Here is a 25,798-nt window from a genome sequence, read left to right on the forward strand (position 1 = left end):
CAGCATCCCGTGCTGCAGGACAGACAACAACCGCACGCGCGATCTCCACCCTGATCACATAGGGTGACCGGTCAACGTGACCCGGCCGTAAACGACCGGGTTTGGAGGTAGCGCCCAACTGGCTGCTGGGTGGGCGCGCCAGGGAGTCGTCGTGGCGGCCGACGCCGGGGTGGTCGTCCTCAGATGTCGTCTCGGTGCCGTGGCCCGGAACCGTACTCGGTGAGCAGCAGGGCGATGTCGTCGGCCCGGTAGGAGGAGCCGCGGGCATTGTGCAGGAGCCGGTCGGCGAGTTCATCCAGTGAGTCCGCGCGGGCGTGGGCCAGGGATGTCCGCAGGCGGTCGATCCCCACATCGATGTCGACTCCGGGTTCCTCGACCAGGCCGTCGGTATAGAGGGCGATGACGGATCCCGGTGGGAGAGCGATCCGGGTCGGGGGATAGGCGCTTGCGCACTCCACACCCAGGAGTGGGCCGACGTCGAGGTCAAGGACATCGGTCGTGCCGTCGGGGAGGCGGAGCAGGGGTGGAGGGTGGCCGGCGGTGACGGCGCAGGCGTAGTGGCTGCGGGGTTCGAGGTGGATGGAGCAGCAGCTGGCCAGCAGCCCGGGGTCGAGGTCGAGGAGGGTCCGGTTGACGCCCGCCATCACATCGCCGGGCGTATGGTCCACGGCCGTGAAGGCTCGCACCGCGCTGCGCAGTTGAGCCATAGTGGCCGCGGCGGCGATGCTGTGCCCCTGCACATCTCCGATGACGAGAGAGACCCCACGGGTGGTGGGGATGACGTCGTACCAGTCGCCACCGATGTCCATTCCGCTGGTGCCGGGCAGATAGCGGGCGACGGTGCGGATGCCCGGGACGGTCGGCAGCCGGTGCGGCAGGAGCGCCTGCTGCAGGCCGCGCGCGACGGCGAACTCCGCGTCGTAGAGCCGTGCTCGCTCCAGGGCCTGGGCGATCAGCCCGGCGAGTGCGGTGAGGACGCCGCGGTCCTTCTGCGTGAACCGATGGATGTCGTCGAAGCCGAGGACGCAGGTGCCGACCGGGCGGCTGGAGGCGATCAGCGGCAGATACGCCCAGGAACTCACCTCGCCCGTGGGGATGCCCGGGTAGCCACGGGCAAGGTCCTGCTGCGACTCGATGAAGAGCGGGGTGCCAGAGGTCAGGGCCTCGGTGCCGGGCATGCGGGCATGCAGTGGTACGCCCTGCAGCCAGTCGAGGAAGTCTTCGTGGTGGCCGGTGTGGAAGAGCAGCTGCATGGCTGCGTTGCGGACCACGTAGATCGCCAGCTGCTGGCCTCCGAAAGCCGGCAGAAGCTGGTCGGCGACGACTTCGCAGACTTCGCGGGCGGTGACCGCCTCGGTCAGCGCGCTGCCGAGCTGCAGGACGTGGTACATGACGCCCAGACGCGCCGGCGGGGTAGCGGATCCAGCGGCCGTGGAGACGGTGGCTGCCACGGCCGGCGGCGGGCGGATCACGGGGGCCACTCGGCCGGTCACCCCGTCCGCCTGCGGGTGAAGGGAGACGGCGAGCCACTGCTCGGGCGGCCGGCGGGCCAGGAAGGAGGACGGCGTCTGCGAGATCATCGCGGACCGGTGCCGGTACTCGACGTCGGGGTCGGACAGCCACGGCAGCACGTCCCACAGGAACCGGCCCAGCAACTCGTCGCCGCGAACGCCCAGCAGCTGCAGGGCGCTGTGGTTGACGTAAGTGACCCGCCCGTCGGGGGCGAGGGAGAACAGCCCGTCCCGCAGCCGTTCGACCGCTGCGACGGCCGCACTGCCGGCCCGGGCATCCACGACCGCACCGACCAGATGCGTGCGCGCCGGCGTGTCGCCGACCTCCAGGACGCGGCCCCACCACTCGACGGTGCAGTACCTCTCGCCGCCGCTGCTGCGATCCCCTACGCGGTCCCGTATGCGCAGGCGCCGCGCGGTGAACCGGCCCTCGCCGGCTGCCTCCCGGGCGCAGGCCCAGAAGGCAGCACGATCGCCGGGGTGCAGGCAGGAAGCAAGCGTTTCGGCTCGTCCGTCGAAAGCGCGAGGGTCGAGACCGAAGATCGCGCAGAGCTCGTCGTCCACGGTGAAGGCGCCCAGGTCGAGGTCCCAGTCGAACAGGCCGCCCCGCACAGCCGTCGCCGAAGGGGCCGGGACCTCGACGGGAATCGTCACCGGGTCGCATTCCACAGGATCGCCGGTACGGGCACGCAGGGCGGCGAGGGAGTTACCGAGCCGGCCGGCGATGTTCCGCACTTGGCGGCGCCGGGCTTTGGACAGTCCTTCGCTGCCGGGCGGGGCCGCCCATACGATCGCCAGCGATCCGAAGGTCTCCCGGCCTGCGCCCACCGGCACGGAGCAGGAGCCGAAGGCGTACGGCAGGGCCACCGCGAGCTGGGGATACCGGCGCATCGTCTCCTGGGCGTCAGCCAGGTGGACCGTGCGTCCAAAGCTGTACGCCACGGCGACCGGGATGGGACTGTTCACCGGGATGAGGCGCCAGCCACCGAGCAGGGAGGGCGGCGTCCCGCACGTCGCGGCGAGCACGATCGACCGGCGGTCGCGGGAGCGCAGAAAGACGCTTCCCGCGTACGCGCCGGTTCCTTCGACGGCTTCGACGACGGCTGCAGCGAGGAGATCCTCACGCTCCGCCCTCTCGCCGACGGTCATCCCGCGCATACTTCCAGTCTGCGCAGGTCAGGGCTGCCAGCCCAAGGCGGCAACCCAGCGAGACGCACCGATCACAGATCGCAGGGCGTGGCCGTCGGCTGCGGCCTGGCAGCGAAGTCGTGGCCGTCGAGGATGCGGCCCTTTGAGGCACGCGAACAGGCCGCCTTCGGCGACGTCCCGTCGAACGAGATCGGGCCCGTGACCCGGGCGTTGTCGTCGGGGATGCTGTGCAGGCGACCGCGGGTGACCTGGGCGATGCCAGCGAGGGGCAGGGAGATCACGAGGCTCCTTGCGCCGAGGCGGCGAAAGGCTGCGTTGTGGTCGTGGGTGCCGGTGAGCGGCTCGTCGGGGTCAAGGACCGTGGTGAAGAGCAGGTCATATGGCGTGGAGAGGGATGTGACGAGAGCTCGCAGGCGGTTAAGCCCGGATCCACCGCTTCGTTGTGGTGGCGGATCGTGGATTTGAACGGACAGATGCCCTCTGACTTGGGATGATTTCGGTTGCTGAGGCCGAATCGTTCCGCGTCGAGAGGGCATCTGACGAGTGCGAGCTTCTCATGATCTGGGCCGGGTTCCGGTGAGTTTCGACGGGCCGAACCTCGTGCCGTGCGCCGGGTTGCTGGCCCCGGCTCTGCTCGCGCAGCGGACCGGCCTGGCAGAACTGGTCGAGAGCCGTGTGCACTTGCAGTCGCACGGAGCACACGGCGGAGCGAAGGTGCTGACGGTTATCGGGTCGGTGCTGGGCGGGGGCGACTCGATCGATGACACCGCCCTGCTGCGGGCAGGTGCGGCCGGTGAAATCTTCAACGCCACCCGCGCCCCTTCCACTGTGGGCACCTGGCTGAGGTCGTTCCGCTGGCACAACATCCGCCAGCTCGACGCGGTCTCCCGCGAGTTCCTCAAGCGCCTGTGGGCTGCAGGCGGCGGGCCCGCTGACCTGGCCGGCCCTTTGACCATCGACCTGGACTCCACCATCGTTCCGGTCTACGGACGGGCCAAGCAGGGTGCAGCGTTCGGCTACACCAGGACCCGCGGCTACCACCCGCAACTAGCCACCTTGGCCCAGAGCGGGCAGGTCCTCTTCTGCCGCCTGCGGGGCGGAAACGCCGGTGCGGCCCGCGGCGCGAAATCGTTCCTGACCGAGACTGTCAGTCGCACCCGCCATGCGGGAGCATCCGGGCAGCTGACCGTCCGGGCGGACTCCGCGTTCTACTCCAAGGACGTGCTGCTGACCGCCCGCAAACTGGACGTGCGCTTCTCGATCACCGTCCGCCAGGACCCCAAGATCAAGGCCGCCATCGCGGCCATCCCCGACGACGCATGGACGCCGATCCCGTACTGGCTGTCCACCCCGGAAGTCTCCGGCGCGGACGTCGCCGAGACCACTTACACCTGCTTCGCGCACACCAAGACACCGGTCACGGTGCGGCTGATCGTGCGCCGGGTCCGTCCCACCCCCGGCTCCCAGCTGGCCCTGTTCACCACCTACGACCACCATGCATTCGTCACCGACCGCACCGGCGATCTCCTCGAGATCGAGGCCGATCACCGCCGGCATGCCGTGGTCGAGCAGACCATCGCCGAGCTGAAGTCCGCCGGGCTGGCTCACCTACCTTCAGGGCGTTTCACCGCGAACGCGGCCTGGCTCGCACTGGCAGCGATGGCTCACAACCTCGGCCGCGCGGTCGGCATCCTCGCCGGCCACGACCTGACCCGGGCCACTGCCGCCACCCTTCAACGCACCCTGTTCACCGTCCCGGGCCGCCTCATCCACACAGCCCGACGCCTGCGGCTACGGCTTCCCACCCGCTGGCCCTGGGCCGACGCGTTCAAACACGCCCTCACGGCTATCACCGCACTGCCGCGACACGGCTGACTCCACTGCCCCTGTCCCTACGACCCAGGAACCCGGAGAAGCCGGCAGACCGGCAGGTCCCGCACGCCCTCCTCCCGCTCAACACAACGGCACCCGACGTCACCGGACCGCAGCCCACAACAACATCACCGATCGGTGGATCCGGGCTTAGACGGTGTCCTACGTGGTGAGGCGGACGTACCGCTTGTAGCAGCAGATGGCTGCGGCGAGGCCGAGAAAGGCCAGGTAGTTGCGGGGATTGCGTTCATAGCGAGGGCTGAGTCTGCGGTAGCCGGACAGCCAGGAGATGGTCCGCTCGATCACCCATCGGCGGCGGCCCAATCGTTCGCTGGACTCGATGCCCTTGCGGGCGATGCGCACTCCGATGCGCTTGCCACGTAACCATTTTCGCAGATGGGGAATGTCGTACGCCTTGTCGGCGTGTAGCCGTTGTGGCTTGAAGTAGCGTCCGCGGTGGGGGTCGTGTCTCGTTTGGTGACCGGCCACCATGGGCTTCAGGCCTTCGCTGTCGTGGACGTTGGCGGCGGAGACGCCGACGACCAGGGGCAGTCCGTTCGCGTCCGACAGGACGTGCATCTTGGAACCCGGCTTGCCCCTGTCCACGGGACTCGGACCTGTGTGTTCGCCCCCTTTTTAGCGCGCACGTGCGCGGAGTCGAGGACGACGCGGGAGACGTCGATGAGGCCTGCGTCGTCGAGTTGGTGCAGGACCGCTTCGTGGAGCCGACCCCAGACGCCGGCCCGCGACCAGATCATGAACCGGCGATGGGCCGTCGACTTCGATATGCCGAAGCATGGCGGCAGTGCCCGCCAGGCGCAGCCGCTGACCAGCACGTAGATGATCGCCGCGAACAGCGTCTCATCAGGCGTGTTCTGGGTCCCGCCGCCCTGCGGTCGCACCCGGTCCTCCGGAATCAACGGCCTGGCAAGCTCCCACAGGCCGTCCGGAACAATCCAACTCCACGTACCCCGCCCCATAGACGGACCAACGAGCGATCACCACGTAGGACACCGTCTTAGAGGTCATCTCATTTGGTGAGTCTGCGGTAGCAGATGAGTGTGCAAGCGATGCTGGTGAAGGCGAGGAAGTGCTCGGCTTTGCGCTCGTAACGTCGGTGGAGGCGTCGACAGCCGGCGAGCCAAGCCATGGTGCGCTCGATGGTCCAGCGGTGGCGGCCCAGCAACTACACCACTCGGCGGGACACGACATTCCGGGGTGCCGCTTGCGCGAGTGAGCCTTTTCCAACCGCAGTTTGCGGCGTTGAGGCGGAGGGTGAGGACGGTCTGAACAAGTGCGGGGATGCGGGTATGTGTGTCCGCAGCGCATATGGGCCCACCACGGTGCACTGAGCTGAACCGGATTTTGTAGCGGTCCGGAAGCCAGGCACGATCGGGGCCGGCGCAGGCTCGGTGGCGTGGATGCCACCGGCATCCGCGTTCGTCTCGCTCATTCCGCGACGCTCGACCTGCAGGTGGAGGTCACGGCGTTCATCGCCTCGCTGCGTTCCCGCGGACGTCGCCGAACACCGAGCGCGTATACGCCGGACGGATCGCGCTCTACCTGAACCACTGCGCAGAGCGGCGCCTGGACTGGCGTGCGCCGAGCTTGCTGTCGCTGTCGGGGTTTCAGCGATGGCTGGTGACCGAGCCGTTGATGGTCTGCGGGGGAGTGTCAGTTGAACGTCGTCGTCTGAGCGTCAGTGGCGCAGGAGCGGTGATCTGGTCGTTGACACTGACGGGCGGTGCTCACTCGTTGCTGGCATGAGTGACAAAGGGCCATGTCACTCTCACGCCGACCACCACCAGGAGGCAAGCGCCGGCGAGACCGTCGACCACACCGGCGGACAGCGGCTGCACTCGAAGTCGTCCTTTCCGGCTGCGGGAGGGGGTTAAATGGGGTAGCTCCATGGAGGGGGAGGCTTGCGCGAGCAGGGGGCTGGGTGAAGCGCAAAGACGGCGGTCCGAAGGACGAACGGCGAGACCGACGTGTTCTGTTCGTGCCGGTGAGCATCAATCAGCGGTACGCGGAAGAGGAGCGACCGGTCTTCGAAGTGTTGTCCCGCTCTGAGCTCTCCACGCTTGCGTCAGCGTCCGTCAGCGTCCTCGCGTCCTGGGACGAGGAGCTCGTCGACGGGCAGGCCGAGATTCAGAACGGCTTGTTCTCCTACCGCCGTCGCCGGCTGCGCGATGCCTGGCTCGCGCGCGAGGCGTACCAGGTCACTGCGGGCCTGCGGAGATCGGGCCGTGGGGCCTCCAAGCGTCTTCTGGGGCAGTCGCGCGTGATGCTCGCCGGGGCAGCGATCACCCACCGCCGGGAGGATTTTGACGCTGCCGAGCACTCAGCACGCGATGCGGTGGCAAGCGCGGCAGACGATGTGCAGCGCTGCCGTGCCTTGACCCATCTCGCCGAAGTGCTTCTGAAGCGAGCCGAGTCAGAGCCAGACCTGATGAACTGGGAGCTGGCTCACGCCGCCCTGAAGCCTGCGGCCGAGGCCGGCTTGGAGTTGGCCAAGCCGCGGCGTTCGAAGGGGCACCCCCGCGAACCGGGCAGGGAAGCGGTCGTGCGCTGTCTGCGCCTGGAGGCGGCGGCAATGATGGCCGAGCTTCAAGTCAATTGGCAGAAGCAGTCGTACCGGGAGATTCGCAAGAGGCTCGATCTGGCGGTGGACCTCTTCTCCGGCGGTCGCGGCCTCGCCCTGTGGCCGGGCTCTTCGACGCACTGGGTCAGGCGGAACCGGTTCGAGCGGCTGGTACGGCTGGAGGTGGATTTGCTGCGGAGCCGGCTCGAATACGAGCTCGCCTTCGAAAGCGACGACGTGGATGCCCTGACACGGTCTGTGCAGCAGGGTCACGCGGCTCTCGAGGGGTTCATGAGGATGTCGGACCCTCAGGGAGTCGGCGAGGCGGGCGTCGTCCTGGCCACCCGGCTGGCGACCGTGCTGAGACGCCAGGACCGTCTGGGAGACGAAGGCATCCTCGACACGGCCACCAGCCTTGTATCCGTGATCGCCGCAGGCCTCACCCACTGCCTTCCCGGGACCCGCAGCCACCTGCGCCTGCTCGACCTCGCAGCGCAGGCGACGTTGGCGACCAGGGCACCGGACTCTGACACGAAGTGGCTGTGTGACTGGGTGTGGAAGGCGGCCTGTGCCGCAGCACCCGAAGGTGACCCGGCAACCCTGTTGGACCTCTCCACCCACCGGGCGATGGGTGCCGACGCGCACGAGGACAGGAAGTCGTCCGCCGAGGCATACCGCATCGCTCTGCGAGCTCGCCGCAGACTCACCGACGGACAGGTGATGCTCGGTCACAAGGAGGTCTGGCTCACTCAGGCGGCTGATGTCCATGGTTGTGCAGCGAACGCTCTGGCACAGATCGACTGCGCGGAGGAGGCCGTTCTCGCTGTGGAACAGGGGCGTTCGGTACTCTACTCCTCGGTGGTGGCGCATCCCGAGGAGGAACTCGAGAGCCTGTCTAGTGCCGGGCACACCGATCTCGCCGATGCGTTTCTCGACGCCGACCGCCACTACCGCGGCCTGGCCGACGACTTCGAGCAGAGCCGTCGGGAAAGTCGCCAGCTCCTCTCGCCCCCGGACATCGAGCAGCAGACGCAACAGCTGCGGCATGCGGCCAGGCAGAGGGACCGGACGCTTGCGGCCATCCGGCAAGTGGAAGGATGCGCTGCTTTCCCGAGGACCGGTGGCGGGATGGAGGATGTTCGCCGGGCCGCGCGCGAGGCACCCATCGCGTACATCGCACCGGGGCTCTCCGAAGGCTCACTCCTCCTGGTCCGACCCGATGGGACGCTCACGCACCGGTCGCTGCCTCTCCTGACTGCCCGTGAGCTGAAGAGGAACGGCGCCACCTATCTGCAGGCCTACCGCGATCGCATGGACCACCGCGGCGACGGCGACTCCTCATGGCAGGCCTGGGGCAAGGCGCTTTACGACGTCACTGAATGGCTCTGGCGGGCGGTCATGGGGCCTGTCATCGAAGAGCTCGACGGCGCCGGGCACGTGCGCATCACACCGACAGGCCTGCTGGCCGTGCTGCCGATGTGGGCGGCGTGGCATTGGCGCGACGGCAGACGCAGATGGGCACTTGAGCACGTGGCCTGCAGCTACATTCCCAACGCCGCACTGCTGCTGAGGCAGCAGGCACGCGGCCCGGCCCAGCGTCATGTGAAGGCGCTGATCGTCGACAGCCCTCAGCCCTCCACCGGTTACGACCCTCTCGAATACGGCGGTGAAGAGCTGGCGCAGCTGCGGGTCATGGTTGGTGAGCGCACCGAACTGCAAGGGGAGCAGGCCTCGTTGGACGCGGTGCGTGCACACCTTCCCACGCACAGCCTCGTGCACTTCAACGCACACGGATACGCGGACGAAGACCGGCCACGCAAGAGCGGCATCGTACTGGCTCAAGACCAGGTGCTGACGGTGGAGGAGTTGAGAAGGACCGACTGCACGGATGTGATGCTGATGGTGCTTTCCTCGTGCGAGAGCGGGCTGGCAGGTGGCCGTGCCCTGGACGAGATGATCAGCATGCCCGGCGCCGTCTACTCCAGCGCCAGGTGTTCGGTCGTCAGCTCCCTGTGGGCTACGGAGCAGGTCGTCACAGCCGATCTCTTCCGCCGCTTCTACCGGCACCTCGAGGGCCGGTTGGACGGCCGCAACGCGGCCATGGCGCTGCGCCAGGCACAGATGGAAGTGCTCGAGGCGCACAAGCATCCCGCGCTGTGGGCCCCGTTCTACGTGATGGGTTGACGCAAAAGGCCACACGTCCGGGCCCGCAGGGGGGATGATCAGCAATCATGTCTGACGCACGCTACAAGCTCCTGTACGAAGAGGCGATCCGCCAACTGACGGCGCAAGAGCGAGAGCTTGAGCAACTGCGCACCCGCGCCTCAGGCCTCGTGGCCGCGTCCTCGGTTGCCACCAGCTTCTTCGGCGCCGGTCTACTGCGCAAGACCAGCATCGGGGTGTCCGGCTGGCTCGCCATCGCTCTCTTCGTCGTCGTCGTCCTCATCAGCGGCTGGGTCGTCGCCGGAACCATCAGAAAGTGGTACGTGGGCTTTTCCCCCGTGGTCATCCACCACGGCTGGATGACGGACCGGCAGCCACCGCTCAGCGAGGAGGCCCTGCACCTGAATCTCGCGGCCACGATCTACCGCTCCTCGCAGATCAACGACAGCCACCTCACCAAGAGGCGGAACGCGGTCGCGGCCGCCGGATGCTGCCTCACTCTGGAGATCCTTCTGTGGATCTTGAACCTAATGTGAAGGAAGACCCATGTCACACTCCAGCGCCAGTCCCGCCCCGTCCGGCGACGCTTCGCAGGAGGAGGTCGTCATCTACGACGACCTGCCCGACCCCTCGGTCTACAAGGCCAAGGGCAAGCGGGGCACCACAGCACCGCCCAACAATCAGGATCCTGCCGCCCCGGGAGATTCGGACACCTCCCGCGCCGAGACAGAGGGCTCAGGCAAGAACGGCTGACCTTCGTGGATGGCAGCGAGTGATGGCCTGCGGGGGAGTGTCAGTTGAACGTCGTCGTCTGAGCGTCAGTGGCGCAGGCGCAGCGATCTGGTCGTTGACATTGACGGGCGGTGCTCACCCGTTGCTGGCATGAGTGACGAAGGGCCATGTCATTCTCACGCCGACCACCATCTTCACTGACACCGAGGACCGGCCTCTGTGCCTGCGCTCCCCGAACAGGGGGAAGTGTGGCAGCTTCCCGGCGGCGTCATGGACGCAGGAGAGACACCGTGGGAGACCGCCGTACGCGAGACCCGCGAAGAGACCGGCATCGTCCTCACCGGCCCCCGACCGCTGCTGCTCACCCACTTCGCGACCATCGACAAGGCATGGACGGTGCCCCGGATCGGGTTCATCTTCGACGGTGGCACCCTCACCCCCGACCAGCTGGGCGCTATTGCGCTGGACGCGGACGAGCACGATGGATGGGACGTGCGCATCCTGGCCGACTGGGAGGCGGAGATGATCCCGGCCAACTGGGCGCGCCTGGCAGCTGCTTACACCGCGCGTCACCATCCCCGTGACGGCTACGTCGAAACCCACGACATGGGCGCCACCACCCCCACTCCCTGAAGGGCGGTGATGGTCTGCGGGGGAGTCTCAGTGGACGAAGATGGCACTGTAGATGCCCCGCCAGTGCTCCTGGAAGCGCTCGAGATCGAGCGGCTCCAGCATGCTCTCCAGTTCCCAGGGCAGCACGCTCCGCAGCTTCTCGAGGGCCTGTACAGCTGATCGTGCTTGGCGGGGTAGTGCTTCGATTGGTGCGCGACCATCTCTTCCATCCTTGATCTTGCGTGGGTATCCCCGGCTTCGGCCGGGGAGGGAAACGCATCCTTGGCGCGGAGGTGCGAAGCGCCGGAGTTCTCTTCGTTGTCAGTGGCCTCCGCTAGGTTGATCACACATGGGCCGAAGGGGGGTGGGTCGGGTGATGCGTGCGTACAAGTTCCTCCTGCGGCCCACCGTTGGCCAGCAGGTCGCGCTCGGCGAGATGCTGCGCGCTCACTGTGACAAATCCCTTAGCGATCACTAGGTGAGTGACGTGCTGACCTGGGGATCCAGTGATCGTTTCAGGATTTTTGCTGTGGTGTGGTGCAGCTCTGAGCTGGGGGTTCTGCGGAGCTTCGGAAGCTGTCAGGGGCTCTGAGGTGCAAGTTCAGTGATTGTTTCGGAATGTAGTGATCGGCGCGGGATTCTTTACTGCTGTGTGGTTCGGGTGGATTGGTTTGTGCTGGTCAAGGGGTTGGCGGGAGCGCGCCTTAGCGGCGGCTTCCGGCCCATGACGGCGACAGGTCCCAAGCGTGCGGCCTTCTGGGTCGTCAGCCAGAGAGCTGACCGAGCTGTGCCGGCCAGGGACGAGGAAAGCCGCTCTTCGACCTGGCGCGGCGCCACGCTCAGCTCTCTGCAAGCAGCGCTGAGCGTGGCCGCCACCCTGCGAGACCCCCCGTACCGTCCCCGATAGGTGAGGCGGACAGCGAGCGCTCACGGCTCGCGGTGCGGGCGAGCACCGAAGGGGCGGCTCATCGTCCCGCAGCCGTTGCTTGGCGTGATTGCTCTACAGCAGTTCTTCCTCGGCCCATACGTAGCCGAAGTGCCGCGCCATGTGCACCAGTGCCCGGCGCAGAACGGCCTGACGTTCCGGCCGGTGCATGGTGGGCGATCTGGTGATCGTGATGGCCATCTCCGACCGGACGCCGTCCTCCCCGGGGCCCAGCGCCTCCAGGTCGATCAGCGTCCCGAGACCAGGGGAGGGCTGATCGTGAGGGCCTTCGGCGCTCAGACGCAGTTCCGTGGTGGGCGGTGCGGACCACTGCATCCGGGCAGGGTCCACGACGGCGTCGGGCAGTGTCTCGGCGGCCCGCTCCCCATCTGCCGCCGTCGAGATCGACCCTGCGGGCGTCCGGCGGCAGCACCCACGGGCCGTGGTGGCCGGGTCGGTCAGTGCCAGGGACGGGATAGCCGACCACAGCGAGTGGATGGCTGCCTGCACCGTCTCGGCCTGCGGCCCTGATGGCCTGCCACACCGGCTGGGCCACCGCCATCGGCGCCCGCCCGGCCACCCACTACGCACAGCACCCAGCCGGGCTGCCCCTCCCCGCCCGCGAACTCCTGTATGGCGGCGGGACCGCGGGCGTACGCCTCGCCGGCCAGCTGGCCCAGCCCTGCGGTGCGCAGCTGCTCGTAGGCCTCGCGCATCTCCTGCTGACGGCTGGGCAGGCTCTGCCCGATCTGGGGCCCGGCCTCCGGCTGCCCCTGGGCCACGGCCTCGCGGAGAAGCTCGCCAGTGCCTGTGCTGTGGGCATTCCCGAAGCACCTACGCCGTGGGAGAGCAGCCGCTGGAGTTCGGTGCGCGGCAACCAGTGCGTGCCGTCCGCCTCACGCACGGGCACCGCGACGGTATCCGTCCGGAGCGCGCCCTTCTTGCCGGTCGGCGCCGCCACCACGAACAGGCATCCGGGGTCCTGGGCGGGGATGTCGATGTAGACCACGCACGTGCCCTGCCGGTCGTCGGACCACTCCACGCTCGTCCTCCGCGGTGCCGGAGTGACGTGCTCGCGGATCAGCTTGCGCCACTGGTCGAGATCGACGGACGACCCGTCGATGGAGCCCCACCTTGTCGAGGATCTCCCGCCCCTGCTCCAGACGCGTGGTGATCCCCACGACGATGATGCCGCCGCCCCCGTTGGCGAACGCTGCGACATCCTTGGCGAGTTCCTCAACGGCGGGAGGATTACGCATTTCGTACGGAGCCCCTTGGCGTCCAGCTACTGCACCTCGGGCAACTCCAGGAGAGACGCAGGGTTTTGGGCACGCAACGCCGCTCGAACGGCTCCGAGATCCATCTCTGGCATCCCAGAAGTATCCCGGGCTTGCTGGCATTGGCGTCACGTTCTTTCCCCGAGACGTCGCCTCGGTGATCGCCTGTAGGCCCGAACGCGGATCAGGCCGCGCTGGAGCCTCTGCCCGGCCTCGGGCCGACGTGGCAGAGGCAAGCCCATTACCGGCCGGTTCTGCGGGCGAGGCCGGACTTGATCTTCCCCTCGTAGCGTAGAGACCTTGACTGCAGGGGAAGTTGGGAGCCATGGCGGGCAAGAGATGGAAGTTCGACGCAGAGTTTCGTGAGGGCAAAGGGCAACGACCTGTACACAGTTCGCCCATACTGGTTCGGCAGTCACGGCACAGGTCCATGAAACCAGGGCAGCGCCGATAGGGGCCGGGGCCGGTAAGCGAAGTCGGGGGTGGTCGGTGTGCGTTGGTCACGGGTGCGATCCATGGCGGTTGCTGGCGGGCTGGGGGTGGGCGCAGGAGCGGGAGCAGCATTGGCGAATTTCGTGTCCCCGCCTATGGCCGCAGGGCTCGGCGGGAGTGCGAGTGCGCTCGCCTTGTGCGGAGACGCGTGGTGGCAGCGCCGACAGGAGCTGGCGCATGCCGATACGGCATGGCAGAGCGCGGTGTTGGCCGGTCCTGCAGCAGTTACGGATTCCCACTTAACCGCTCACCTGGGCAGCGTCCTGTATGCGCTCAACCCGGACCAACGAGTGGTGCCGTTCTCCCCGCTGCGGCGACGTCACCTGCTGAGCTTTGTGGACTGGTGCCGGAGCCCTGGTGGGAAGCGGACGTGGCAGGTGACCGGCCAGGCAGGAAGCGGCAAGACCCGTCTGCTCATCGAGGCCGTCCGGCAGCTTGTCGACAAAGATTATGAGTGTGGATGGGTCAGGCATGGCCAGGCCATCGCCGCTGCGGAGGCTGCGGTCGCCCGCCCTGGGCGCGTGTTACTGGTTGTTGATGACGTGGATGCCTTGCCGCGCCAGCAACACGACCTCGCTGGCATGCTGGGTATCCTGGCCCGCGCTCCCACAAGTCGGGTCAAAGTCGTTTTCTGCGGCAGAGAGTTCACGTCTTGGTGGGCAAGAATCCGGGCTGGCATGGACCCCGCTGACCAAGCAGTCCTCGCCCCGGCTGGTCGCACAATCCTTACTCGTACCCTCGCCAGCGTGGCAGACCAACCCCTACAGTTTCAGGGCGCGGTCAGGCACTACGCCCGCCACTTTGATCGCCCCGTACCCCCAGCTTCCTTAACCAACAGCGCGACCGTCACCTCTCTCGCCGAACTACATGCCGCCGCTGCCATCACCGCCTACAACGGCCTGACCGGGCCGGTCGACCTCACCACCGCATTGCGCCAGCTGTTTACCACCGAGGAAACGTGGTGGATCGGCAATGCTGCAGAGCAACATCCAGCCATCAATCAGCCACTGCCGGTCCTGCAGGGCGCGATCGCCGCCGCCACTCTCGTTGGCGCCGACAGCATGGACCAGGCCGCCCGCCGCTTGGCCCGCCTGCCCGGCTTGACTGCCAGCAGCTACGAGCGTCGCACCGAGTTGGCCCTATGGCTTCATCAACTCTACGCCCAGCGCAACGGCCAGTGGCTTGACCCGCACTTGCCCGCTCATCTGGCCGACCGCTATGCCGCTCTGTGCACAGCTGCTCAGCCCGGCCTGCCCGTGGCCCTCGCCACCGCGGCACTCACCAGCTGACCAAGGGAGGCAGCCGCCGTGGCCACATCATCCGCCGTAGACAGTGAGGGTCCTGCTCGACTGATCCATCACCTCGCCCGTGCCGCACACCATGCTCCGGAGACAGCTACCGGACTGATCGCTGTCATCCGCGCCGACTCCCGAACTTACCTGCCACTCGCCCTCGCCATGGCTTGCTACGGAGCAGGGCCAGTTGACACAGCTCTGGCTGCAGTGGTTGAGGGGACACATCTCACCTTTGAGGAATGCGGCGAGCTCGAGGAACTCCTTCCGCTGAACATGGGCGTCCTCCCCAACGCCGCGCTTGCAATTGTCGTGCAGCGCTGTCGGCGAGCTGGCAGCAACGCCCAGCTCGCAGTGGCATTACGCAGGCTCGGCAGTCGGTTGGGCGAGGTGGGTAGGGGTCGGGAGGCGCTTGCGGCGACCGAGGAGGCGGTGGAGCTCTGCCGGGAGTTGGTGAAGTCCGACCCTGATGCTCACATGTCCGACCTCGCCGGGGCGCTCCTAAACCATTCGGCGAACTTGGGTGAGGTGGGTAAGCGTCGGGAGGCGTTTGCGGCTGCCGAGGAGGCGGTGGAGCTCTGCCGGGAGTTGGCGAAGCCCGACCCTCACACGCCACATCTCGGAGCGGCACTCCTAAACCTCTCGGCGAGCCTAAGTGACGTGGGACGGTGCCAGGAGGGGCTCGCGGCAACCGAGGAGGCGGTGGGGCTCTGGCGCGAATTGGTGGCGTCCAACCCCGAACTCCACACGCCCAACCTAGCCTGGGCGCTCCATAACCTCGGGGTGTGTTTGGGCGGGGTGGGTAAGCACCGGGAGGCGCTTGCGGTAGCCGAGGAGGCATTAGAGCTCCGCCGGGAGTTGGCGGCGGCCAACCCCGACGCTGACACCCGCTACCTCGCCGGTGCGCTCCATGGTCTCGGGGCACGGTTGGGTGCCGTGGGACGGTACGGGGAGGCGCTTGCGGTATCGGAGGAGTCGGTTGCGGTCTGTCGGGAGTTGGTGGCGTCCCACCCCGAACTCCACACGTCCGACCTCGCCGGGGCGCTCAGCAATCTGGGGAGTCGGTCTCATGAGGCGGGTAGGGGTCGGGAGGCGCTTGCTGCCGTCAAGGAGGCGGTGGGGCTCTGGCGGGAGTTGGCGGCGGCCACCCCTGAACTCCACACGCCCAACTTTGCCGGGGCGCTCCGTGATCTCGGGGTGTGTTTGGGTGCCGAGGGACGGCACAGGGAGGCACTTGCAGCGACTGAGGAGGCCGTGGAGCTCTGCCGGGAGTTGGTGGCGTCCGACCCTGATGCTCACACACCCACCCTCGCTGGCACGCTCCATAATCTGGGGATTCGGTTGGGCGAGGTGGGTAGGGGTCGGGAGGCGCTTGCGGCTGTCGAGGAGTCGGTAAAGCTTTGGCGGGAGTTGGTGGCGTCCAACCCTGATGCTCACACGTCCGACCCCGCCGGGGCGCTCCATAATCTGGGGATTCGGTTGGGCGAGGTGGGTAGGCGTCGCGAGGCGTTTGCGGCTGTCGAGGAGGCGGTGGAGTTGTATGCAAAGCTCCACGCTGACCTGCCTGAGGCGTACATCGATGCGCTGACCTCATCCCGACAGTTGCGTGACTCGATGCATCCGCTCTCCAAGGCGTAGGCGCATCTTGCTGTCAGGGACCTGCCGCTGCTGCAGGGTCCCTGACAGACTCCCACCGCGCAACGGTCACTCCCGCCTTGCAATCGCACGGATCTGGTTGACCCCAGGTCCGTATGGACGAGCGACCACGGCCGCCTTCTCCGCCGCCCCCTAGTCTCCGCCATCGCCGGGATTACGAGTCGGCCGCATCATCGACCACCGCGGGCCGCGCGCCGTGATGACCGCTGGTCGGTCCTCGGAGTGCTGAGCATGCCCAGCATCGCCGCCGCTCCGAACGTGCCCGTCTTCTTCGCTGGCTGGCTCCTCGCTGGACTCGCGATGGCGTCCACCTTCTACCGCCCGCCTTCGCAGCGATCACCCGTTGGTGGGCCCCGACCACGTCCGCGCCCTCACTATCGTCACCCTGGTCGGCGGCCTCGCCTCCCCGTCTTCGCGCCCTGTGACAAATCCGCCAGAGATTACTGGGGTGGCGATGTTCTGACCTGCGGATCTAGTGATCGTTCAGGATTTTGTGCCGCCTATGGAGATCCGCAGGCCAGAGAGGTTCTGAGGTGCGTGTTCAGTGATCGTCGCGGGATTTCTTTACTGCTGCGTGGCTCAGGTGGATTGGTCTGTGCTGGTCGGAGCGGCCCGGTGGGTGCCGCGGCTGTCGCGGAGGTCGGCACCGGGGTGTCGGTAGTGCCGCGTACGATCTGACTCTTCCTGCGGGCGCTGCGGTGCAGTTGGGCAGGAACACCGAAGCGCGGAGCGGGGGAGCGGGGCATCGTGGGGGAGCAGCAGCTGGTGGACGGGGACATCCAGGATGCGCTGGACTGGGCACGGCAGCGTCTGAAGGAGATGGGCGTCTTCGCAGCACAGGACGGACTGCGGTGGGCAGCGGCCCACGGGCTGGTCCTGTCCGTGTGGCGCAACGGGCCGATCGAGGACGCGCACGCCTCCCGGCCGACCGGCCGGCGTAAGGCACTGCACGACGGGACGATGTTCGCCCGCAACACCTGGCTCACCCGGCAGGCGTTCGACGTCCTGGGCTCGGACGACCAGTTCCGTCTTCTACGAGCTGGAGGACCTGGTCCTGGGCCGAGACATGGTCTGGCCGGGCTGCGAGGGGACTCTGACTGACTTCGGCTGGGGGTTCCTCGGAGAGATCAAGAAGCACGTGAACCAGCGCATCAACATGTTCAGGCACTTTGAGAAGAGACTGTCGCCGGACGACTTCCTCGTCTTCGCTGGCGCTCCTTGGACCGGGTCCCATGACGACCACTACGGCATGCCGAGATGGCCTGCCTGCGTGGAAGCGGCGATGCGCCGACTGCGCGGCGAGGACGAGGAGTTCTGGCACGCACACGGCGACTTGATGACCCGCATCGGCCCTGCTCCGGCCGCCGTCACCGCAGACCTTGAGGCAACCCGGAAACGGTTGCTGGAGTCGCCGTGGGAACTCGGCGCCGAGAATCTGGGCTGGTTCGCCTGGGACCCGATCCTGCAGCCACCGGACAGGACGACACTCTAGGTGTGCCGCAGCCGGCGACCGGAAGAGCTGCCGAACCTCGACTCATCGACGAATTACCCCACCGACGTCGCTGTCTTGGCGGAGACTCCGCTACTGCCGTCTCGGCCTGCCTTCGGTCGACCGGGGCGCGTCCTGCCGGACCTTGGGTGCCACAAACCAGTCGCAGGCCCACCCCGTTGCGACTCTTCGCGAACGAAGCGGCACCGGTCTTGTCGCTGCATCGACCGGACCATGAACCAACCCAGTCTTCCCCTACCTGCGACTGCCCCGCGGCCTAGCCTGGCCAGGTGCAGAGCGCCTTGGCAGATTTCATTCCCGTCGGGCTGATGAGCCGCTACAACATCCCCGTCGACCGGTTCTACGGCCGGCAGATGGATGTAGTCACGCGGCCGGACCGCACCCACGTACACAGCGATCGCAGATGCGGTGCTCGGCCAAGCGCCCGTCCACGGGAAGCACGTCGTGTCCGCTTCGACGCGGACGTCGCGTCCCGCATGTGCGGATGCTGCCGGGTGGAAACCGTCACCGCAGACAACACTCTGGCGGATGTCCTCGTCGACCTCGTTTCACTCTGCGAGCTTCTCGCCGAAGAGGCCGAGGAAGCAGAGAACCGGGAAGAACCTGACTACGTAGCGGACTTCCTAGGGCCGAACTTCAACTGGGATCACTGGCGGACTCTGCAGACTGAGCTGTCGCAGACCGCACACGGCCTGCAGGCGCACCCCTGGCTGCACGACTGGGCCCGCTCCACGCTGGAACGCGCCGTCGCCTGTGTGGAACGCCGGTGTAGAGAACAACAGAGCATCATCGACACGGCCATACTCCACCAGGCCACCGTCGAGCTGCAGCAGGTTGGAGCCACCACACAGTCAGCACGAATCTGGCAGGAGTGGCGACATCGGCAGGACTCGATCGACAGCACCAGCCCGGACCATGCCGCCTACGACCTCAGAGCCCGGCTTCAGCTCCCCGACGGGGACACCGCCCACGCCGGCGCGGAGACCGTGGAGGTCAGCGTGCGGCTTCCTCCCATTGGAAGCGACCCAGACGCATTCACCGCGATGGAACCCCTGTCGCTCTGGGAGACCACCGCGATCGTGGCCTACACGACGTCCGCCGACTGGATCCGTGGCATCGTCACCCTGGCCGCGCCGCCCATCATCGCGCAGGAGCTGCTGAACCCGGCCAGGGCACTCGACATCTTCCACCACCTGTCCGGTGCAGGCCGCAAGTCACCACCGTCCTCGGCCCAATGACGCGGTCGGTCCGTCCAGAGGCAATCCGCGGAGCAGCCGCCGTCGTGCGGTCGCCGGCGGCTGCATGGGCAGCAGCATCGCCCGGCCCTGCCGGGCCGCCGGCCCGGCAGGGCCGGGGAGGCCACAGTCGCCTGCGCCGATGTTTCTGCACGCCGCCGACCAGACTCCCGCGCCGTCTGTACGCCGCGGCGCCGGATTGGGAGCATGACGGGATATACCTGGCAGGTGAGGGGTGGTTGCGTGGGGGCGGACGAGATCAGGTCTCAGGGATTCAACCTGAATGAGCTGTTCCGTGACGTGACGTACGAGATCGACTACTACCAGCGTGACTACACCTGGGGTAGCGAAGAAGTCCACACCCTGCTGCGGGACTTGTGCGATTCGTTCAAGCACTGGTTGGGCGACTCCGCGTACCGGCGCCGCCCCCACACCGCGCCGCAGTACTTCCTCGGCCCCTTCGTCTACCACGAGCCGTCGAAAAAGCGCCGCTTCCTCGTCGACGGTCAGCAGCGCTTCGTCACTTTGCACCTGCTCTTTTTGCAGCTGAGACTGTCGGCCCAGGAAGCCGGTGATACCCACACGGTCGACCAACTCAACCGTGTCATCACGACCGACGGGAAGCACTTCAGCGTCGGCATCACCGACCACGACCCCGTCCTGCAAGCCATCAGCGAGGGCCGCAAGTACGAGGCCGGCGCGGGGGACTCCCTCTCCCGCCGCAACCTGTGGGCACGCGGCCAGCAGATCGAATCCCAGCTCGCCGAGGAACTCGACGCCGAGAAGCTCCACCCCTTCACCGAATGGCTCCTGACACGCGTGGTCCTGGTGGGCATCCGCGCGGCAGGCCCCGACCACGGCTACCGCATGTTCGAGACGATGAATGACCGCGGCGCCCGCCTCACCACCGTCGACCTCCGGGTGTGAGTAGTTGAGGTACAGAAAGTGCCGCTGAGATTGATCTTGCTGGAGCTGGCCTACTTCGTCGGCGCTTCGAGCTGACGGGGGACGGCGCCGGCGCGTAGCTCGCGCAGGTCCGGGATGTGGTTGTACAGGGTGCCTGGGGAGATGCCGAGCAGCTTCGCGATCGAGGTGATGGAGCGGCCTGGGTCGGGCAGCAGGTCGCGGGCGGCGCGGATGATCTCCTCGGTGGCGACGGTGGGGCGTCCGCCGACGCGGCCGCGGGCGCGGGCGGCCGCGAGGCCCTCCTTGGTGCCGATGACGATCAACTCGCGGATGAACTCGGCGAGTGCGGCGAAGACGTGGAAGACGAGCCGTCCGCCGGGGGTGGTCGTGTCGAGGGACTCATGCAGCGAGGTGAAGCCGATGCCGCGCTCGCGCAGCTCGGCGACCATGTTGATGAGGTCCTGGAGGCTGCGGCCGTAGCGGTCGAGCGAGGGGACGACGAGCGTGTCACCGGGGTCGAGGAAGGCGTGACACGCCTTGAGCTCGGGGCGGAGTGCGTCCTTGCCGGACTTCTTGTCCGCGAAGATCTTCCGGCACCCGGCGGCGGTGAGCGCGTCGAGCTGTCGCTCCAGTCTTTGCCCGCCGGTCGACACGCGGGCGTACCCGATTTTGATCTCGGTGCGGACGAGCGGCTCGGCGACGAGTACGTCCGCGCCGTTCGTCGGCTCCTGAGTGGTCGTCATGGCCTCGGATCATGTCAGAAATCGGTGGTCCGAGGTTGTTGAATGCGCCAGGTTTCTGAATGGGTTTTTGAAGGCCCTGAGGGGTCCGAACGACCCGTCGGGAGGGATCTTCAGAAAACGAAGGTTTGCTGAAGGGGCGTGCAGCCTCCGGCGGACCGGCTCCGCGGTCCGGTGCGTGGTCGATTCGATCGGGGTCGGCTCAGTGGGGTGCTGCATGACGCCTGCCTCAAAGCCCCGGCCCTGGTGTGCGGCATGTCCCAGGCCTTCCTCAGTGCGCAACGGCATAACTTCTTCCTCGAAAGAGGACTGTCCGTAACTGGCAGCGCCATGCGTCGTCTCACCAGGGAGTGAGTCATGCCTGTTCAGGCGAAGAGATTCGGTTTTGGTATGCCGTGGGAGTCGCTCTACGGATACAGCCAGGCAATCCAGGTCGGTGACACGGTGTACGTGGCTGGGCAGGTGTCCCATGACCGTGACGGCAACTTCGTGGGTGCCGGCGACTTTGAGCTCCAGGTCAGAACCACGCTGGCCAATCTGGACCTGGTGCTGAAGCACTTCGGGGCCGAGCGCAGCCAAATCGTGGAGAGCGCGGTGCTGGTGAGGAACCTGCGGGAGAACTTCGACACGACGGCACGCCTTCACGCCGAGTACTTCGGGGAGCACCGGCCCACCAGCACGGTCATGGGTGTCTCTGACCTGGCACTACCGGACCAGTTGGTGGAGATCGGCGCGCTCGTGCGTCTCGACGTGAAGCCATAGGTCGGAGTCGGCCTGGCTCTCTCATTCATCTGTCGGGCTGCCGTACCTCTCGTGCCGCTTCTGGCCGCAGCAGTGGCCAGAAGCGTGGGTCCAATCTGTCTCTTTAGCCCACGCGGTCGAACTTCGGCGGTCGACCCGCCGCGTGAACCAAGCTTCTTGCGGTTGGGGAGCATCGTGCTGCCCTGGACCTCCTCTTCCGCGAAGCCCATACCGCGGACACATTCAGCGACGATCCAGTCATGGACGAGCAGATGCGGGCCATCTATGACCTGGTCAAGTACGGCCGAACCGCCTTCAACCAGTCCCCGCTGCGCATCGTCCTGGTTCGTAGGCCCGAGGCGCGCGAGCGTCTGCCGGCGCACACATAGCCGAGGGCAACAAGGCAAAGGCAGCCATAGCGCCGCTGTCCGCGATCCTCGCCACCGACTACGAGTTCCACGAGGAGCTGCCGAAGCTCGCGCCGTTCGTGCCCGACGCGAAGGACACGCACTTCGCCGAGCGCCCGCCGCTGTGAAACCTACCCAGACCAGTCAGTCCACCAGTCCTTCAAAGGGCTGGCCTGGAACCACCTACTCACGAATGAGGAAGTCGCCATGTCCTACCCAGAGCCCCGCTACCTCGGCGAAAGGGGCCAGGTCAGCGCACTGTTCCGACCTGCATCCCCGCAGCCCGACACCGGCTCGGGCGGCACCAGCATCAGCTACGTGGCCCAGCAGGAGAACACCAATGGCGAATTCGGCCTGTACAAGATCGACATGGAGCCGACGGCCATGGGCGCCACGGAACACTTCCACCGTACGATCTCCGAGTCCTTCTACGTCCTGTCCGGCGAGCTCCGGCTCTACAACGGCGAACGCTGGGTCACAGGAGGCGAGGGGGACTTCCTCTACGTACCGCCCGGCGGGCTCCACGCCTTCCAGAACGACAGCGACGACCAGGTGTCGTTTCTGTTGCTCTTCACACCGGGAGCTTCCAGGGAGGAGTACTTCGAGAAGCTGGAGGAGTACTCACAGCGCAGCCGCGAAGAGTTGAAAGCCTTCCGGATCAGGCACGACCAGTACAACACCGACATGCTCGACGACTAGGCTGCACTGAGTGCTGCGGTCCCTGTGTCACACGCCCGGGACTGCCCGAAAGCGGCCCGGCCGGTGCGGCCCGTCAGTCCCCGTCATCGGTGTCTTCAGGTGCGTCCGGGTCCCGGAAGGGACGCAAGCCCTGGCCGGGGCCGCTGGCCTTGATGTTGAACAGGTAGCGGCCCAGGAAGTTGATGTGCCGGTCCTTGAGCGGGGAGAGCCGTGCGACGTCCTCGTCCTTGATGTCGTGGCCGTCGGCGCGGAGCTGGACGACGGCGGCGTCCAGGTAGCGGGTGTTCCACAGCACCACGGCGTTGAGGACCAGGCCGAGGGCTGCGAGCTGGTCCTCCTGGCCCTCTCGGTACGCCTGGCGGATGTGGCCCCGGCCGCCGTGGCAGATCGCGCGGGCGAGCCGGTGGCGGGACTCCTGCACGGTGAGCTGCCGGTTCATCAGCCGCCGGTAGGTGTCGTCGACCGGGTCGACCACCGCGAGCAGGTGCATGGTCTTGTCGATCCGTCCGTACTCGGCGAACGCGGCGCCCAGCGGGGTGGGGTGGCCCTCGCGGCCGAACATCCGCAACAGGTCGTAGGCCCGGACCTGGTTCGTGATGAGCGACCCCGCGACGCGGAGCATGTCCGGCCAGTGCGTTTCGATCCGCTTCAGGTTGACCTTGTTGCAGGCCACGGCCTCCAGCGGCCCGTACCCGGCAGCCGGGCCCTCACCGTCGGGCAGGTCGGCCCGCCAGAACCGCTGGTCGGCCAGGTCACGGAAGCGCGGGGCGAAGCGGAAGCCGAGCATCTTGTACAGGCCGAAGGCCATGTCGGAGTACGAGGCGTTGTCGGTCGCGACCATCTCCGGCTTCACCCCGCCGTCGAGGTTCAGCAGGGTGTCCAGCGTGTAGAGGCTGTCGCGCGGGGTGCCGCGTACGACCATCGAGCCGATGCCCGCGACCTGGTCGTTGACGGCGTTGAGCCAGGTCACGCCCCGTTTGTACCCGTAGTACTTGGGCGAGGGCCCGGTGTTGATGCTCTTGACCGGGACGACGAAGCGCAGGCCGTCGACGGAGGCGAGCAGCCCGCCGCCCCACACCTGGGCCAGCTCGATCGCGGACTGGGCGGTGATGAGCGCGGCGTTCGCCGCGGCGATGGTGTCGGCACGCACGTAGTTCTGGTCGACGTGGGACAGCCGCGAGCGGGTCAGTGCCTTGCTCTCCGGTTCGATGACCGGGGTCAGGCCGATATTGCAGCTCTGCGAGACCAGCAGCGCGACCAGGGAGACGAGCAGGTCCTCCATGCGGGTGCGCCGGTCGGAGACGTGGCCAAAGGAGTCGAGGAACCCGGTCCAGGAGTGCACTTCGAACAAGAGGTCCGGCAGGTCGATGCGGGGAAGCATCGCCTCCGTGGTGGTCTTCAGCCAGGTCAGCGACTCCGGCTCGCCCACCGCGCCGAGCTTGTCCACCGACAACTTGGCGCGTCCGCCGCCCTCGGGGACGACGACCTCCACCTTCGCCTCGTCGCCGGCCTCCTCCATGCGGTCGGCCATCTGCCGCCACGCCGCATCCAGCCCCCGCGTGAGCTGAGCCAGGTGCTCGCTAGCGTCCTCGGTCAGGGACAGGCCCGCGAGGACGTCCGCGCGCATCGCCTCCCACCGAGACCCGTCCAGCAGCCGGGCGCGCGGGTCCGCCCACCGATTCGACGGGGCGGCGAACACGTCGCGCCGGTTCAACGCGCGGTGCAGCTGCTCCAGCACGCACACCACGTACGCATCCCGGTCGACCGCGCCCTGCGGCAGCTTGGCGTTGGAGAACACCGCCCGCTTCCACATCGCCGGTACCAGCTCGGCGTCGCCCTCGCGGGGCAGCAGAGGCCGGTCCTTGACCCTCCGGCGCGAGAGCGCGGGCAGGCGGCGCACCGCCTTCAGGATGCGCCGACCGGCCGGGGCGGCGCCCAGCGCGTCCGACTCGCCCAGCAGCGAAAGGAACGGGCGCACGGTGTTGTAGCGCAGGGCCAGCTTCTCGCGCATCGCCGCCTCGGCCGACCCGTCGTCCTCCGGCACCAGGGCCTCGACGGTCGCGACCGCCCCGGCCACCGCCGTACGCGGCACTGCTTCCTCGACCGCCGCCCACAGCGCCGCGACGTCCAGGTCCGCCTCGTGCTCGGCGACCAGGTCCAGTTCCTCGGTGAGAATCTTCGACGCCTTCGCCAAAATGCGGGCCGCCTTCTCCAGCTGCGGCAGCATCGCGAGGCGATCCCGCTCCGATGCCCACCGGGCCGGGCTGATCAGCCGGTTCGCCATCAGCAACGCGAACAAGTCCAGGGCATCGTCGACCGCCTGCGCCTCCAACTGGCGCACCACCGCCGTCAACAGCGCGGTACGCCGCGGCTCCGGCGCCCGCTCGATCGTCTGCGCCTTGCTCAGCTGCCCGTACCGGGCCAGCGCGGACAGCCGATTCACCGGCACCCTCGACAGATTCACCCGCCCCAACGCGAACGCGGAGATCTCCTCCACCCGCTCCATGGCCCGCACCATCGCCGTGCCCGTCGTCTTCACCGGCGGCGTACGCAGCCGCTCCAACTCCGAGACCCGCTTGCCCTCCGGCACCACCAGCAACTCCGCCAGCGCCGGCGCGAGCGCGCGATCAGCCCGGTGCGTCGCCCGCGTCACCGCCTCGTACAGGCGCCGCTCGGCCGCCGTACGCGCCTCCGAAACCTGTCGGGCCAGCACCGAGACGCCCGGCAGCAGTACCCGGTTCTTCCGCAGCCACGTCACCGCGTGGTTGAAGAGGGCCACCGGCCCCTCGGCGTGCGTCCACGCCCGCCCGTACAGAAAGCCGCGGAACTCCCGACCCCATCTCGGATCGGTGAAGTCGCGGTACCTGAACCGATCCTGGATCTCCTCCGCGTGCTCGTACGGCGTTCTGCGGCGCTCCGGATACCGCTTCACGCACGAGACGTCCTCGATGCCGAGCTGCCCGGCCAGGTACTCCACGACCTCCCACGGCACCGCCAGCGGATCATCAGCCAGGAACCGACCGATGTAGCGGACCGTGCAGATCTGCACCGCCATCCCGAGCCGATGCGCGTCCGTACGCCTCAGCGCGATCAGATCGCGGTCGTCATCGTCGAGGAAGAAGAACCGCTCCAGCTCCGGACGCGTGGGCACCGCGGTGAACGTCCCGTACGCCTCGGCCTGCTCATCAGTCAGAAACTCCACCGGCACGGCCAGGACCGTAGTCACCTGAGATGCCCGCCCGGCGGGTATCGCCGATCCCCAGCAGTGCCACCGGACGGTGTGCTAGCCGACCAAGAT

The 25,798-nt window shown here is 67.5% G+C and carries 20 protein-coding genes and 4 pseudogenes; 17 read left to right on the forward strand and 7 right to left on the reverse strand.

Features of this window, described 5'->3' with window-relative positions; genetic code table 11:
• Nucleotides 1-179 precede the first annotated feature (179 nt).
• Both ACWCXB_RS32505 and ACWCXB_RS32510 read right to left on the reverse strand, forming a co-directional pair.
• Nucleotides 180-2,669 (reverse strand): SpoIIE family protein phosphatase, encoded by a 2,490-nt coding sequence (locus tag ACWCXB_RS32505; RefSeq protein WP_450727373.1) that lies wholly within the window; start codon nt 2,667-2,669, stop codon nt 180-182.
• 62 nt (nt 2,670-2,731) lie between these two features.
• Complete coding sequence (locus ACWCXB_RS32510; protein ID WP_450727375.1) at nt 2,732-2,941, reverse strand: hypothetical protein; 210 nt, start codon at nt 2,939-2,941, stop codon at nt 2,732-2,734.
• Between the two features lie 262 nt (nt 2,942-3,203).
• Between ACWCXB_RS32510 and ACWCXB_RS32515 the strand changes: the two genes are divergently transcribed.
• Nucleotides 3,204-4,535: an IS1380 family transposase gene (locus ACWCXB_RS32515; RefSeq protein WP_450727377.1), complete on the forward strand. Its 1,332-nt coding sequence runs from the start codon at nt 3,204-3,206 to the stop codon at nt 4,533-4,535.
• Nucleotides 4,536-4,694: 159 nt separating this feature from the next.
• Here ACWCXB_RS32515 and ACWCXB_RS32520 read toward each other — a convergent pair.
• Nucleotides 4,695-5,512, reverse strand: a protein-coding gene (locus tag ACWCXB_RS32520; RefSeq protein ID WP_450727379.1) for an IS5 family transposase whose coding sequence is annotated in 2 segments (ribosomal slippage) — nt 4,695-5,170 and nt 5,170-5,512 — 819 coding nt in all. Because the reading frame shifts where the segments join, the coding sequence is not laid out codon by codon here.
• Between the two features lie 50 nt (nt 5,513-5,562).
• Nucleotides 5,563-5,715: pseudogene (locus ACWCXB_RS32525) on the reverse strand (transposase); the annotation flags it as partial.
• A 759-nt stretch (nt 5,716-6,474) separates the two neighbouring features.
• Here ACWCXB_RS32525 and ACWCXB_RS32530 point away from each other — a divergent pair.
• The 4 genes from ACWCXB_RS32530 (at nt 6,475) to ACWCXB_RS32545 (ending at nt 10,641) form a co-directional block, all read left to right on the forward strand.
• Complete coding sequence (locus ACWCXB_RS32530) at nt 6,475-9,297, forward strand: CHAT domain-containing protein (protein ID WP_450727381.1); 2,823 nt, start codon at nt 6,475-6,477, stop codon at nt 9,295-9,297.
• 47 nt (nt 9,298-9,344) lie between these two features.
• The gene (locus ACWCXB_RS32535) at nt 9,345-9,812 is read left to right on the forward strand and encodes a hypothetical protein (protein WP_450727383.1); all 468 of its coding nucleotides are present in this window, start codon (nt 9,345-9,347) and stop codon (nt 9,810-9,812) included.
• 10 nt (nt 9,813-9,822) lie between these two features.
• On the forward strand, nt 9,823-10,029 hold the full coding sequence (locus ACWCXB_RS32540; protein ID WP_450727385.1) for a hypothetical protein: 207 nt from the start codon (nt 9,823-9,825) through the stop codon (nt 10,027-10,029).
• A gap of 198 nt (nt 10,030-10,227) precedes the next feature.
• Nucleotides 10,228-10,641: an NUDIX domain-containing protein gene (locus ACWCXB_RS32545; RefSeq protein WP_450727387.1), complete on the forward strand. Its 414-nt coding sequence runs from the start codon at nt 10,228-10,230 to the stop codon at nt 10,639-10,641.
• Between the two features lie 979 nt (nt 10,642-11,620).
• Here ACWCXB_RS32545 and ACWCXB_RS32550 read toward each other — a convergent pair.
• Nucleotides 11,621-12,055, reverse strand: coding sequence for a hypothetical protein (locus ACWCXB_RS32550; protein ID WP_450727389.1), 435 nt, complete (start codon nt 12,053-12,055; stop codon nt 11,621-11,623).
• Between the two features lie 20 nt (nt 12,056-12,075).
• Here ACWCXB_RS32550 and ACWCXB_RS32555 point away from each other — a divergent pair, with 20 nt between their 5' ends.
• The 9 genes and pseudogenes from ACWCXB_RS32555 to ACWCXB_RS32595 all read left to right on the forward strand — a co-directional run bounded on the left by ACWCXB_RS32555 (nt 12,076) and on the right by ACWCXB_RS32595 (nt 19,934).
• On the forward strand, nt 12,076-12,549 hold the full coding sequence (locus ACWCXB_RS32555; protein WP_450727391.1) for a hypothetical protein: 474 nt from the start codon (nt 12,076-12,078) through the stop codon (nt 12,547-12,549).
• Nucleotides 12,550-13,409: 860 nt separating this feature from the next.
• Nucleotides 13,410-13,961, forward strand: a pseudogene (locus ACWCXB_RS32560) (P-loop NTPase); the annotation flags it as partial.
• Nucleotides 13,962-14,060: 99 nt separating this feature from the next.
• On the forward strand, nt 14,061-14,603 hold the full coding sequence (locus ACWCXB_RS32565; RefSeq protein ID WP_450727424.1) for a hypothetical protein: 543 nt from the start codon (nt 14,061-14,063) through the stop codon (nt 14,601-14,603).
• Between the two features lie 18 nt (nt 14,604-14,621).
• Nucleotides 14,622-16,244, forward strand: a complete 1,623-nt coding sequence (locus tag ACWCXB_RS32570; protein WP_450727393.1) for a tetratricopeptide repeat protein — start codon at nt 14,622-14,624, stop codon at nt 16,242-16,244.
• 82 nt (nt 16,245-16,326) lie between these two features.
• Nucleotides 16,327-16,689, forward strand: a pseudogene (locus ACWCXB_RS32575) (MFS transporter); the annotation flags it as partial.
• A gap of 320 nt (nt 16,690-17,009) precedes the next feature.
• The gene (locus ACWCXB_RS32580) at nt 17,010-17,363 is read left to right on the forward strand and encodes a hypothetical protein (RefSeq protein ID WP_450727395.1); all 354 of its coding nucleotides are present in this window, start codon (nt 17,010-17,012) and stop codon (nt 17,361-17,363) included.
• Nucleotides 17,364-17,418: 55 nt separating this feature from the next.
• On the forward strand, nt 17,419-17,754 hold the full coding sequence (locus ACWCXB_RS32585; protein WP_450727396.1) for a hypothetical protein: 336 nt from the start codon (nt 17,419-17,421) through the stop codon (nt 17,752-17,754).
• A gap of 287 nt (nt 17,755-18,041) precedes the next feature.
• A complete protein-coding gene (locus ACWCXB_RS32590; protein ID WP_450727398.1) occupies nt 18,042-19,010 on the forward strand; it encodes a hypothetical protein in 969 nt (322 codons plus the stop codon).
• A 240-nt stretch (nt 19,011-19,250) separates the two neighbouring features.
• On the forward strand, nt 19,251-19,934 hold the full coding sequence (locus tag ACWCXB_RS32595) for a DUF262 domain-containing protein (RefSeq protein WP_450727399.1): 684 nt from the start codon (nt 19,251-19,253) through the stop codon (nt 19,932-19,934).
• A 50-nt stretch (nt 19,935-19,984) separates the two neighbouring features.
• Here the strand turns inward: ACWCXB_RS32595 and ACWCXB_RS32600 are convergent, their stop codons facing one another.
• Nucleotides 19,985-20,656: a recombinase family protein gene (locus ACWCXB_RS32600; RefSeq protein ID WP_366076927.1), complete on the reverse strand. Its 672-nt coding sequence runs from the start codon at nt 20,654-20,656 to the stop codon at nt 19,985-19,987.
• Nucleotides 20,657-21,010: 354 nt separating this feature from the next.
• Between ACWCXB_RS32600 and ACWCXB_RS32605 the strand changes: the two genes are divergently transcribed.
• The 3 genes and pseudogenes from ACWCXB_RS32605 to ACWCXB_RS32615 all read left to right on the forward strand — a co-directional run bounded on the left by ACWCXB_RS32605 (nt 21,011) and on the right by ACWCXB_RS32615 (nt 22,500).
• The gene (locus ACWCXB_RS32605; protein ID WP_450727401.1) at nt 21,011-21,415 is read left to right on the forward strand and encodes a RidA family protein; all 405 of its coding nucleotides are present in this window, start codon (nt 21,011-21,013) and stop codon (nt 21,413-21,415) included.
• Nucleotides 21,416-21,597: 182 nt separating this feature from the next.
• Nucleotides 21,598-21,920: pseudogene (locus tag ACWCXB_RS32610) on the forward strand (malonic semialdehyde reductase); the annotation flags it as partial.
• An 88-nt stretch (nt 21,921-22,008) separates the two neighbouring features.
• Nucleotides 22,009-22,500, forward strand: a complete 492-nt coding sequence (locus tag ACWCXB_RS32615; RefSeq protein ID WP_450727403.1) for a cupin domain-containing protein — start codon at nt 22,009-22,011, stop codon at nt 22,498-22,500.
• Nucleotides 22,501-22,573: 73 nt separating this feature from the next.
• Here the strand turns inward: ACWCXB_RS32615 and ACWCXB_RS32620 are convergent, their stop codons facing one another.
• Nucleotides 22,574-25,708, reverse strand: coding sequence for a Tn3 family transposase (locus ACWCXB_RS32620; protein ID WP_450727405.1), 3,135 nt, complete (start codon nt 25,706-25,708; stop codon nt 22,574-22,576).
• Nucleotides 25,709-25,798: the final 90 nt, after the last annotated feature.

The organism is Streptomyces sp. NPDC001514 (assembly GCF_053597075.1).

Coding starts and splice junctions, on each gene's coding strand:
- ACWCXB_RS32585 (WP_450727396.1), top strand. CDS start 17,419: ATGTTCAGGCACTTTGAGAAGAGACTGTCGCCGGACGACTTCCTCGTC.
- ACWCXB_RS32555 (WP_450727391.1), top strand. CDS start 12,076: ATGGCCTGCCACACCGGCTGGGCCACCGCCATCGGCGCCCGCCCGGCC.
- ACWCXB_RS32535 (WP_450727383.1), top strand. CDS start 9,345: ATGTCTGACGCACGCTACAAGCTCCTGTACGAAGAGGCGATCCGCCAA.
- ACWCXB_RS32540 (WP_450727385.1), top strand. CDS start 9,823: ATGTCACACTCCAGCGCCAGTCCCGCCCCGTCCGGCGACGCTTCGCAG.
- ACWCXB_RS32605 (WP_450727401.1), top strand. CDS start 21,011: ATGCCTGTTCAGGCGAAGAGATTCGGTTTTGGTATGCCGTGGGAGTCG.
- ACWCXB_RS32505 (WP_450727373.1), bottom strand. CDS start 2,669: ATGCGCGGGATGACCGTCGGCGAGAGGGCGGAGCGTGAGGATCTCCTC.
- ACWCXB_RS32615 (WP_450727403.1), top strand. CDS start 22,009: ATGTCCTACCCAGAGCCCCGCTACCTCGGCGAAAGGGGCCAGGTCAGC.
- ACWCXB_RS32600 (WP_366076927.1), bottom strand. CDS start 20,656: ATGACGACCACTCAGGAGCCGACGAACGGCGCGGACGTACTCGTCGCC.